Genomic DNA, 11655 nt, shown 5'->3' with positions numbered 1-11655 from the left:
GTCGCACGCGACACACGGCCCCCGCCCAACTTTTTATTTTGATTTTCGAGCTTTGTCCCACGCGCTACGATTGGAGGGGCCATGTCCGATTTAACGATTTTCATCAGCCACAAGATGCCGAAGGATAGTGAGGCGGCTCGCCGTATCGGAAATTTGATTGCCTCGTACTCTGGCAACAAAATCAAGATCGTCCTTGCGGAGGATTTTCAGAAGGGAAGAGAACTCAGTCCGGAGATCACAGCAGCGATCCAGAGTGCGGATCTCTTTCTGCTGCTCTACACTGGCGAGGATCAGGATTGGGGATACTGTCTGCTCGAGGCTGGCCAATTCCAAACGGCTCTGAGCAAAGACGAAAAAAGATCCATTGTCGTGTTTCACGATCCGAGCGTTAGCAAGCCAAGAGCGCTGAGCCAGTACATATCGGTGCCGATATCGTCGGATCAGGTTTACGATTTCCTGGAGCAATTATACGTCGAAAGAGATATTTACCCAGGTATTGATACGGCGTTCTTGCGCAAGACTGCCACCGACATCTGCAGATGGTTCGACTATACGCACGTCACCGCGATCAATTTTGATCTCGTGCCAAACTTCTCAATCGAATTGAGCCGCACGGAACAGAATGAAGACTGCCTGGAGCTGGAGAATCTGCCAGCGGATGCGCTATTCATGGGAACCCAGGGTTGGGAGGCGCTGTTCGGGAAGGATGTGTCAACGGGCGCTTGGAACTGGAAGGATTTGTCCTCCGATTGGGTCGATCGCGACATCTACGAGCCTGAACTCGCGCGGATGCTGAGGAGCGCCTGCAAGAAGAAGGCGCCCTTGGGATGTTTCATTCGTCCCACCGGTTCTGACGACCTGTTCCGGCTCACACTTCGGCGCTACGAGGAGATCGACGGCGCGAGTCGATTGAAGTTCTACTTCACTGCAGCGCCGATCGACATTCCGATCTTCGGAATCCATGACACCACAAACAAGGAGGAACTTGCGGTCTACAACATGATCAACATCACTTGGTACGCACGACGAAAGCTGATTGATCAATTGTATGACGAACTGTTGGGATACGTGAATTCGTCGCAAGTTGAAGCCGTAAAAGTCCGTAGCGTTGTCTTGAAAATACGGGACGAACTGCGAAGTCTAGAAATACAGAGCAATATACGCGGGCTTTCGAAGCCGATGGATGCTCGCGGCGTGGCGCCTCTGACCAAGACCATGAAGGATGAGGTCAGCTGGAACGACCTGCTGAAGAACATACTCGAATGCTCCAGGAAGGAGCCGGTCGACATCAAGACGATCGCGCAATCCCTGTATGAGATCGCGAAAATGAACCGCGATTACTATCAGTTGAGCGCACAAAAATATGCCGATATCGCTCAGAATCTCCAGTTGCCCCCGGCACCTCCGTAAGACAGAAACGGCGGCATCCGCGCGGGCGGAGCCGCTCGGTCGGAACGAGTACGATCGGTCGGCGTTCGGTCGTTCGCCTCAAGCCACCAGCGCGATCGCCATCGGCATCGTGATCGCCGCCAGCATCGTCTGTAGCGTGATGATCTGCGCCAGCAGCGGCGCGTCGCCGCCCATCTGGCGTGCGAGGACATAGGCGCTCGACGAGGTCGGCACCGCCGAGCAGATCGCAACGATCGCCAGGCTCTCGCCCGACAGGCCGAACCAGACGGCAAGCGCGAGGGCGAGTGCGGGCATCAGTACCAGCTTGAAGGCGACGCCGATCGCAGCGGCGGCGCTCGGACGCAGCAGGCCTTCGAGATGCAGCCCCGCGCCGGTGACGAGCAGGCCGATCGCGAGCGAGGAACGGCTGAGCGCGTCGGCAACCTCATGCCAGAGCTTTGGCAGCGGCAAGCGGGTGACATTGATGAAGAGGCCGATCGCGCAGGCCCAGATCAGGGGATTGCGCACCAAGGTCATGACGATGGCGCGGCCGGATTGCTTCTCGGGCGATGCGTAATGGGCGAGCACCGCGACGCTGAACACGTTGACCAGCGGAATGATCGCGACCATCGCCACCGAAGCGAGCGCCAGCCCGACGTCGCCGAACATGTTGGCGGCCACCGACAGCCCGACGAAGGTCTGCCAGCGCGTCGCGCCCTGGAAGATCGAGGTGAAGGCGGGGCCGTCGATATCGAGCCGCGAAAGGGCAGGGCGCAGCGCGAGGCACAGCAGCGACATCCCGAGCGCCGACAGCAGCAGCGCGCCGCCGACGCCGGCGACCGGCACCTTGGAGAGATCCGCCTTCACCAGCGTCTGGATCAGCAGCATCGGGAACAGCACGAAATAAGTCAGCCGCTCCAGCCCGTGCCACTGCGTGTCGAGCCGCATCAGGCTGCGCTTCAGCACGATGCCGAGCACGATGAGGATGAAGACCGGCAGCAGCGCCGCGACGACGACGGCCATGGATCAATCGATCCCCGGGCTGGCGCGAAGATTGGCGAGGCGGTCGAGCGCGCCTTGCAGGATGAAGATCGCGGCATGCTCGTCGATCACCTCGGCGCGCTTCGCACGGCTGACGTCCATGCCGATCAGCTCGCGCTCGACCGCCGCGGTCGAGAGGCGCTCGTCCCAGAGACCGATGGGAAGCGCGGTCAGGCCGGCAAGGTTGCGCGCGAAGGCGCGGGTGGATTGCGCGCGCGGGCCCTCGCTGCCGTCCATGTTGATGGGCAGGCCGAGCACGAATCCGGCCGCCTTGCGCTCGGCCGCGATCGCGAGCAGGCGGGCGGCATCCTGCTTGAACGCCTTGCGGGAGATGGTCTCGACGCCGGTCGCAAGCCGACGATCGGGGTCGGACACGGCAACACCGATGGTCTTGGTGCCGAGATCGAGCCCGACCAGCGCGCCGCGCGCGGGCCAATGGGTTGCAGCTTCGACGAGAGGCAGGATAAGAGCCGGCATGGCGTTAGCGCATATCACGCGTCACGCTGCGGAGTGAACCCGGAACATGGATGCGCTGACATTATTCGGCCTGTTCGCCGTCACGGCAATGCTGGTCACTTATGCCCTGGAGGATCGCAGCCACTGGTTCGTGCTGCTGTTCGCCGCATCCTGCGCGCTCGGCTCGGCTTACGGTTTCCTCCAGGGCCTGGCCGTTCGGCCTGGTCGAGGCGATCTGGTCCATCGTGGCGCTGCGACGATGGCAGCTGAAGGCGATCGGAAGAAGCGCATGAGAACGGTGGCGGACAAATGCAGCGATCATTTGTGGCAAATGTCACACGGACGGCGCCGCAGACCATGGCATGATGTCGCGTCCTCAGCAGCGCACGTTGATTGACGCTCTGGTTGTTGTGGAATAAATATATAGGCCTAAAGTAGTAGGGGCGGTGCCCCGATTTTCAGAACGATCGGCAGCGACCTGCGGTCCGAACCGCGCTGCAACCTTGGCGCAGATTTTCAGGCGCCGACCATGTCCAATATTCGCCCAGTATTTTGAGAGGTCATGATGCTCATCAAGCCAAGCCTGATCGCGGGCTCAGAAAGGCGATTCAAGCAAGCCGAGTTCTCACCCGATGCCCTGAACCGTAAATTGGGCGACGGGCCGATCGAGATGACCGTCGAAAAGATACGCCAGCGCCAGCGCCAGCTCCTGGCCGAGACGCAGGACGTGCAGGCGGCCGAGATCGGCCTGGAGCGAATTCTCCAGGGCAATGATCTCGACAGCATCAATTACCTGGCCAAGGGAACGGCCGCCTCGCGCCCGGTCTGCCGCATTCAACTCAGGGATCTCAAGTCGAACCTGCTCGGCTATGGCTCGGGCTTTCTGATCGGACCCGGCCTGCTGCTGACGAACCATCATGTCTTCGGTACGCCGGCCGAGGCGGCCAATTCGATTGCCGATTTCAACTATGAATTGGATGTTTCGGGACAGGAGCGTGTGCCGGTGCGGTTCGGATTCGAGCCGGGCAAATTCTTCTACACCAACGACAGGCTGGATTTCTCGGTCGTTGCGGTGGCGCCGACCTCGCTGTCAGGCAACGAGGGGCTCGAGGATTGGGGATGGCTGCCGCTGAGCGGCGCGCCCGGCAAGGCAGACCCCGGCGAGTACCTCACCATCATCCAGCATCCCAGCGGTCAGATGAAGCAGGTCTGCGTCCGCGAGAACAAGCTGCTCAAATATGTCGGCGACTTCCTCTGGTACAACACCGATACGACGGCCGGATCATCGGGATCGCCGGCGTTCAACCGCTTCTGGCAGGTGGTCGCGCTGCACCACAGTGGCGTTCCTCGGAAGGATGCGCAGGGCCGCACCCTGACCAAGGACGGCAAGGTGTGGAAGCCGACGATGGACGAATCCTCGATCGACTGGATCGCCAATGAAGGCATCCGGATCAGCGCGATCGTCGCCGATCTCAAAGTTGCGATTGGTTCTCATCCCTTGATCAGGCCGGTGCTCGATGAGGAGGAGCCGCCGATCCGGGACGAGGTCGCGAAAGTCCGGCCGCCGGCCCCCGCGCCTGCTTTCGGTGCCAATGCCTGGGTCGAGCAATCCCTCGACGGGACCTCGCTCGTGGTTCCGATCCGCGTGCCGTTGCCGATGTTCAGGACGGAAATTCCGATGCCTCCGCCGGCGCCCGTGCAGGGCCCGCCGGGAGGCAACGGCGGAGCACCGAACGGCGGCATGCACAATGGCGGCAAGCCGTTGATCGCCCCACCGGCGGGCTTGTTGCCCAACATCAGCGCGAAGAACGGCTTGCCGATGGAGGCCGTGCATATCGATCAGAGCACGCTGAAATCGCGTCCCGGATACAAGGCGAATTTCCTGGGCACCGGCAAGTTCTCGGTGCCGTTGCCGAAGATTCCGTCCGCTCTCAAGTCCCGGATCGCGATGCTGAAGGGAAGCTCCAAGCAGTCCGAGCTGAAATATTTCAACTACAGCGTCGTCATGAACAAAGAGCGCAGGCTCGCCTTCTTCAGTTGCGTCAATATCGATGGCGGCAAGCAGCAGGACGTCGGCAAGCGGGAAGGTGATTCCTGGTTGCGCGATCCGCGCATCGACGACGACGTCCAGATCGGCGATGAGTTCTACCGCAAGCAGGCCACCTTCGAGGCGGACCGCAGCAAGAATCCGTTCGACCGCGGTCATCTCGTACGCCGTCTGGATGCAACCTGGGGCGACACCGTCGCCGCAGCCAAGCAGCATGGCGACGATTCCTTCCATTTCACCAACTGCTCGCCGCAGTTCTTCTCGTTCAATCAGGGCAAGCAGCTCTGGGCAGGACTGGAGGACTACACGCGTGATGTCCTGCTCGAAGGCGAGGAGAAGGGCATCGTCATGAACGGCCCGGTGTTCGACGGACCGGATGCCGACGGATCCGATCTGCCCGATCCGGCCGGCCGGCCGCACAAGGATCCGAGCTTTGGCGGGGTTCAAATCCCGAAATATTTCTGGAAGATCCTGATCCGGCGCAACGAGGATGGCGACGCGCTCAAAGCGGCGGCGTTCCTGATGAGCCAGCGAAAGCAGGTTATGGAGATAGACCGCATCCAGGAGGCGGATCTGCTCGAGCGGATGTCCGAAGCAGACGTCAGCGTGTTCCAGGTCTCGATCGCGGATCTGACGAAATTGACCAAGCTCGACTTCGGCAATCTCGCCGACGCGGACTCGCACGAGGCAACCTCGGTCGGCCCGCGGCGGATCGAATCCTATGAGGACATTCGGATCTAGAGCCTAGCACTACTTTGGCAGATTGTGTTTTCGCCGCTGTTTTTCACGGATTTGCCTTCGGCAATATGGGCAATGCTGAGACTGCGGCCGAAGGATGAGATCGACGATGGCGTGACGTACGGCTGGCATGGTTGGCTGAGGCGGAGGCCCGTAGATTCTTTTTCCGCCCCGCGTGTGCGAGGCGACGATGTTGCAGGAAGGCGTAGGCAATCATTGTCATCAGGGCGTGGCGATGAAGACCTTGCCATGATCGCCCTTCGAAGTGATCAAGTCCAAGTTCCTCCTTCAACTGCTGATGCGCCTGCTCACAAATCCACCGTGCCTTGATGGTGGCGGCCAGCGTGCGCAGATCCGTCGCCGCCGGAAGATTGGCCAGATAGTATTTCTTCTCCCCGGACGCACGTTGCTCGCCAATGAGCCAGGCTTCGTCGCCTGGGAGATGCTGCTGACCTTTATCCCATATCCGCTGCGGAGGGCCGTCGGCGGTCCGGACACGGACCGCAGCAAATTGGGCTTTAAGCCGACCTTTCGTCCCGCTACGCCAACTCACGGTTTTCCATTTGGCGCCGGCCAGCATTTGCTCGGCCGCAATTGATAAGATATCGGGCACGTGGTGCTTTCGTGGTTTCCCGCGGGCTTTGGTAATCGGCCAAATGAGCTTCACATCGACCGGATACACTTTCAGGTGCCGCGGGATTCCGACAGCCCAGACCAGCCCGCGCTCTGTTAGCCCTTGTCGAAACGGTGCGCTGAGGCCGTATCCTGCATCCGCCAGCACATATCCAAAGCGCACGTTGGCTGCTATCGCGCGGTCAATCTCGGCCAAAGCAATCTCCGGCTTGGACCGTGGCGTTCGATGTTCGACTGGCACGCGAGCGCGCTTCAAACGAGATTCGTCGCTTGTCCAACTGTCAGGCAGAAAGAGACGTAACGCGACCATCACGGGTACTTCGCCGCGCGCAAGCGTCAAAGACACCAGTGTTTGGCAATTTGCCGTTTTACCGAGAGCCGAGGCGTATTGAGCCGCAACACCGACCGAGCGCTCACCCTTCTTGGGAAGTGAGGTGTCATCAATAACCAGCACCGCATCCCTGCCGCCGACAAGTCGGTCCGCCTGGTTGAGCAACTCTGTCTCCAGCGGCGTCGCGTCCCAGACACCGTCCGCAATGAAATGGTGCAACTGGTCGTAGGTGCTGGTGGCAAGGCGTTCCGCCATCGGCTGAACGCTCTTACGATCGCCGGGACCGATCAATCCCGCAACATACAGAGGACACATCCGCTGCCGGGTCTTATGACCCAGTCGGTCCAAGAACGGCATCAGCCAGCGTTCGAGTTCGTCTTCCCATCCCAGCATGGTCAGCCCTCCAAGAGCCGACCACCCATGAATCATTGAAAAATTGATTCGGGAATCCTATAAAACGCGCCAAAATCAACAATCTGCCAAAGTAGTGCTAGGTTCGAGCGGCGGGACCGGCGCAGCATTCGGGTGAGGGAGCGGTGTACTCTCTCGAGACACTGCAAGACCCTCACCCGGGGCTGTTGCGACGGAGCCGTGTGGGATGTCAGCGGATCGCGATCGGGTTGATCATCGCCTGCACGCCGCCGGTCCAGCGCGGCTGTCCCAGCACGAACAGGAATTCGTAGCCCTTGTCTCGGGCGAGCGCGGCGGTGTCCATGTTTTCGAGGATGTAGGTGCCGTTCATCGCGAGCAGGATCTGGTGCACCTCGAACACGTTCTTGGATTCGAACGGCAGCACCTCGAGCGCCCAGGTGTCGGCACCGATCGCGACGACGCCCTTGCTGGTGAGGTACTTCGCGCCCTCGACGCCGAGACCGGGCTCGCCGGCCGAGTAGCGCTTGTCGTCCTTGCCGATCAGGCTGAGCCAGCCGGTGTGGAAGATGACGACGTCGCCCTGGCGGATCTCGACGTTCTGCTGTTTGGCGGCTTCCTCGATCTCCTTGATGTTGAAGGCGGTACCTTCCTTCACCACGTCGGTCTTGAAATAGGCCGCCATGTCGAGCAGCACGCCGCGCGTGACCATCGGCGGCACCTTTTCGATGCCGAGCTTCTTCAGCCCGGTCGGATCGGCGAAATCGGCGAGCTTGTTGCCGTTGTAGTAGACGTGCTCGACGCCGAGATGGCCGAGGCCGTCTAGCTGGCTGCCGATGCCGACCCAGGTGTCGAGGATATCGTCATTGTAGGTGGCCTTGTTGGGACCGAGGCCCGGGCTGCCGGCCTGTCCCGGCTGGACCACGGTGATCTTGAAGCTGCGCGGAGGATAGGCCGGCGTTTGCGGTGTGACGGGAATGCCGAGGGCATAGGTCTTGCCGGTCTTCACCAGCGATGCCGCCTTCACCACGAGCTCGGGCGTCATGTAATTGGCGGCGCCGATCTCGTCGTTCGGCCCCCATTTCGATTTGGTCCAGTCCTGAGCGCTTGCAGTTCCTGACATCGCCGACAACGCGGCGACACAGCACAACACGAGTGTATTGCGCATCGATAGTCCTCCCGATGTTTTGGCTTCGTTACGGTTTCGCGCTGGCCAGTCTCTCATCCTAACGTAGAATACTCACGCGCTTCAAAACTTTTCGAGCGCTGTGATGCGACGGCTGAACGCAGCATCGGCTGCGCGCACTGTGAGTACGACAAATTTGTGACGGCGAATTTCGTGTCGTGGAACGTCTGCGCTCGCGTCAGGCCGCGATGACGTCGTCGTCTTTCTTCAGGCAGGCGGCGAAGCCTTGAAGCGCGCTATATTGATGTCCGGCGCTGCGCTGGATGAAGAGCGTCTCCGCGCGTGCGTACGAAGGGCTCAGCGTGTGGATCGACACGCTGCCGTGCATCGCACTGCGCTCGACAACCGCGCGCGGCAGCAGCGTCACACCCATGTCCGCGGCGACGCAGCCGATCATGCCGTCGAGCGTGCCGAGCTCGAAGCGTGCGGCCGACGGCCAGCCGAACTCGACGAACACCTGTTCGAGCCGTTGGCGGTAGGTACAGCCGGTGCGGAATACCAGTGCGGTCGGGCCGGACTCCGGCGTGCCGGCGCGCAGCTCGGCGAGCGAAGCCCAGCGCCGCGCGCTGACCAGCACCAGCTCCTCGCGGAAGGCGCTCGTCGCGGTGAGGTCGTCATGCGTGATGGGCCCCGCGACGAAGGCGCCGTCGAGCGTGCCGTCGAGCACGCCAGTGACGAGGTCGGCGGTCGGCGCGGTGCGCAAGGAAAGTCGCACCGCGGGAAAGCGGCGGTGGAAATCGGCCAGCAGCGGCGGCAGCCGCACCGCTGCCGTTGTCTCCATCGAGCCGATGGCGAGCGGTCCCTTTGGCTCGCCGTCGTCACGCGCGGCGAGCAAGGCTTCGCGCGACAGCGCCGCCATCTTTTGCGCGTAGGGGAGGAGGCGCTTGCCGGCGCCTGTCAGCGTCATGCCGCGGCTGTGGCGCTCGAACAGCGGCGTGCCGATCTCCGCCTCCAGCGCCTTCACGCGCTGGGTCACGTTCGATTGCACGGTGTTGAGCTCTTCGGCGGCGCGGGTGATGCCGCCGGTGCGGGCGACGGCGGCGAAGGTCTTGATGTCGCTGAGTTCCATGGCGTCGTTCCGCTTTGGAGATGGCAGCATTCGCAACAATTCATTTTTCGCGAATGCTAGCTGCGCCTAGTCTCGCTGTCCAGAGTGGGAGGATTCATGCCAATCACAACGCCGCTCACGGAGCTGCTTCGGATCAAGCATCCGATCCTGTCGGCGCCCATGGACACGATCGCCGGCACCCGGCTGACCCGCGCCGTCAGCGAGGCGGGTGGATTCGGCATCCTGGGTGGCGGTTACGGCGACCGGGCCCGGCTTCAGGCTGAGGCTGCCGAGCTGAAGGGTTTTGCGCCGTTCGGGATCGGCTTCATCACCTGGAGCCTCGCCAAACAGCCCGAGCTGCTCGACATCGCGCTCGACGCTCGCCCGCAAGCGATCATGCTCTCGTTCGGCGATCCCGCGCCGTTCGCGTTGCGCATCAAGGCGAGCGGCGTGCGGCTGATCTGCCAGGTGCAGAGCGAGGACATGGCGAAGCAAGCGCTCGATGCCGGCGCCGAGATCCTGATCGCGCAAGGGACGGAGGCGGGTGGCCACGGCGCCTCGCGCACCACGGTCGATATCGTGCCTGCCATCGTCGATCTCGCGGCCAGGCGCGTGCCGGTTGTCGCGGCCGGTGGGATCGCCGATGGCCGGGGCCTCGCAGCAATGATGATGCTGGGGGCATCCGGCGTGCTGATTGGTACGCGCTTCTATGCGAGCGTGGAGGCGAATGGCGCCGAGAAGGCGAAGCAGCGCATTCGCGATGCCGACGGCAATGAGACGGTGCGCGGCGTCATCGCCGACTGGTCGCGGGAGCTGTTCTGGCCGGCGCCGTTCACCGCGCGAACGTTGGTCAATGATCACATCAAACGCTGGACGGGTCGCGAGGTCGAGCTCATGCAACGCGCCAGTGAGGTCGCCGTTGAATATGCTGCGGCGAAGGCCGCGGGCAATTTCGAGGTTGCAGCCGTGTTTGCCGGCGAAGCCGTTGGCCTGATCCATGATATTCCGCCCGCAGCCGAGATCGTCGAGCGGATCGCGGTCGAGGCCGAGCAGCTGCTCGAAGGAAAACGAAATTCGGTGACCGATGCCTTCTCTTCCTCCCTTGTGGGAGAAGGTGGCGCGCAGCGCCGGATGAGGGGCTTTGTCCGCGGAGAATAAATTCAAATCCGAAGAGGTCTGCGTCCGCGGAGACACACCCTTCACCCGTCTCGCCGCTGCGCGGCGATCCACCCTCTCAAGGGGAGATGGGAAAGCGAATACGAGGCAAGAACCATGTGGCCTGACCGTCGACTGATCGACCTCTTCAAGACCGAATTCCCGATCGTGCTGGCGCCGATGGCTGGCGTGATGGATGCGGAGCTGGTGGTTGCGGCTGCGCAAGGCGGGGCGCTGGGGTCGCTGCCCTGCGCAATGATCTCGGCAGAGAAGGCGCGCGAGCAGGTCGGTCTCATCCGCCAGCGCGTGAAGGCACCGGTCAACATGAACTTCTTCTGCCATACACCGGTCGAGCTCACGGCGGAGGCCGAAGCGCGCTGGAAGCAACGGTTGGCGGGCTATTACACCGAGCATGGTCTCGATCCCTCGGCACCGATCAATGCTGCAAACCGCGCGCCTTTCGATGCGGCGTTCTGTGAAGTGGTCGAGGAGCTGAAGCCGGAGGTCGTCAGCTTCCATTTCGGCCTGCCGGAGCAAGCGCTGCTGAGGCGCGTCAAGGCGGCCGGCTGTCTCGTCATCTCGTCCGCCACGACCGTGAAGGAAGCGGTCTGGCTCGAGCAGCACGGCGTCGACGCCGTGATCGCGCAAGGCGCCGAGGCGGGGGGGCATCGCGGCATGTTCCTGACCGACAACATCGCCGAGCAGCCCGGCACCTTCGCGCTGGTGCCGCAGGTCGTCGATGCCGTGAAGGTGCCGGTGATCGCCTGCGGTGGCATTGCCGATGGACGCGGCATTGCCGCAGCCTTTGCGCTCGGTGCCTCCGGCGTGCAGATCGGCAGCGCTTACCTGCGCTGTCCGGAATCCAAGGTCAGCGCGGGCGGCCGCAAGGCGCTCGCTGAAGCGCGGGACGATTCCACCGTCATCACCAATGTCATGACGGGCCGTCCGGCGCGCGGCGTGCAGAACCGCCTGATGCGTGAGGCCGGCCCGGTCTCGCCGGATGCGCCGCCTTTTCCCCATGCCGCGACCGCGCTGGGGCCGCTGAAGGCCGCTGCCGAAAAGCAGGGCAGGGTGGATTTCACCAATCTCTGGGCGGGACAGGCGATTGCGCTGGGCCGCGAGGTGCCCGCCGCCGAATTGACCCGGGATCTCGCCAAATCGGCGCTCGGGCGCATGAAGGCCCTCGCCGGATAGGGGGAAGCGCCGGTTGCGGCGCAAAAGCGGCCTCTGCTATACGGCACATAGGTTTTGCCGTGAGAGGC

At 62.4% G+C, this 11655-nt stretch carries 9 protein-coding genes and 1 pseudogene; 5 read left to right on the top strand and 5 right to left on the bottom strand.

Features of this window, described 5'->3' with window-relative positions; genetic code table 11:
• Window positions 1-81 precede the first annotated feature (81 nt).
• Window positions 82-1410, top strand: coding sequence for a toll/interleukin-1 receptor domain-containing protein (locus P6U28_RS16630; RefSeq protein WP_122402886.1), 1329 nt, complete (start codon window positions 82-84; stop codon window positions 1408-1410).
• A gap of 78 nt (window positions 1411-1488) precedes the next feature.
• On the opposite strand, the gene P6U28_RS16625 is transcribed toward P6U28_RS16630, so the two are convergent.
• Both P6U28_RS16625 and ruvX read right to left on the bottom strand, forming a co-directional pair.
• Window positions 1489-2412: an AEC family transporter gene (locus tag P6U28_RS16625; RefSeq protein WP_122402887.1), complete on the bottom strand. Its 924-nt coding sequence runs from the start codon at window positions 2410-2412 to the stop codon at window positions 1489-1491.
• 3 nt (window positions 2413-2415) lie between these two features.
• Window positions 2416-2907, bottom strand: a complete 492-nt coding sequence (gene ruvX, locus P6U28_RS16620; RefSeq protein WP_162500242.1) for a Holliday junction resolvase RuvX — start codon at window positions 2905-2907, stop codon at window positions 2416-2418.
• A 46-nt stretch (window positions 2908-2953) separates the two neighbouring features.
• Between ruvX and P6U28_RS16615 the strand changes: the two are divergent.
• Together P6U28_RS16615 and P6U28_RS16610 are read left to right on the top strand one after the other, a co-directional pair.
• A pseudogene (locus P6U28_RS16615) lies at window positions 2954-3179 on the top strand (hypothetical protein).
• A gap of 269 nt (window positions 3180-3448) precedes the next feature.
• On the top strand, window positions 3449-5674 hold the full coding sequence (locus P6U28_RS16610; protein WP_122402890.1) for a DNA/RNA non-specific endonuclease: 2226 nt from the start codon (window positions 3449-3451) through the stop codon (window positions 5672-5674).
• Window positions 5675-5717: 43 nt separating this feature from the next.
• On the opposite strand, the gene P6U28_RS16605 is transcribed toward P6U28_RS16610, so the two are convergent.
• The 3 genes from P6U28_RS16605 to P6U28_RS16595 form a co-directional block, all read right to left on the bottom strand.
• Entirely contained in the window at window positions 5718-7064 is a 1347-nt protein-coding gene (locus P6U28_RS16605) for an IS701 family transposase (RefSeq protein WP_407122783.1), read from the bottom strand.
• Between the two features lie 172 nt (window positions 7065-7236).
• Window positions 7237-8172: a cyclase family protein gene (locus tag P6U28_RS16600; RefSeq protein WP_129143240.1), complete on the bottom strand. Its 936-nt coding sequence runs from the start codon at window positions 8170-8172 to the stop codon at window positions 7237-7239.
• Window positions 8173-8368: 196 nt separating this feature from the next.
• Window positions 8369-9259, bottom strand: a complete 891-nt coding sequence (locus P6U28_RS16595) for a LysR family transcriptional regulator (RefSeq protein WP_122402891.1) — start codon at window positions 9257-9259, stop codon at window positions 8369-8371.
• 96 nt (window positions 9260-9355) lie between these two features.
• Between P6U28_RS16595 and P6U28_RS16590 the strand changes: the two genes are divergently transcribed.
• Together P6U28_RS16590 and P6U28_RS16585 are read left to right on the top strand one after the other, a co-directional pair.
• Entirely contained in the window at window positions 9356-10396 is a 1041-nt protein-coding gene (locus P6U28_RS16590) for a nitronate monooxygenase family protein (RefSeq protein ID WP_122402892.1), read from the top strand.
• Between the two features lie 114 nt (window positions 10397-10510).
• On the top strand, window positions 10511-11587 hold the full coding sequence (locus P6U28_RS16585) for a nitronate monooxygenase family protein (RefSeq protein WP_122402893.1): 1077 nt from the start codon (window positions 10511-10513) through the stop codon (window positions 11585-11587).
• Window positions 11588-11655 lie beyond the last annotated feature (68 nt).

Source organism: Bradyrhizobium sp. STM 3561, from assembly GCF_045571455.1.
Lineage (GTDB): Bacteria > Pseudomonadota > Alphaproteobacteria > Rhizobiales > Xanthobacteraceae > Bradyrhizobium > Bradyrhizobium vignae.
The sequence above is the reverse complement of the archived record's forward strand: the minus strand, read 5'-3'. Positions and strand labels throughout refer to the sequence as shown.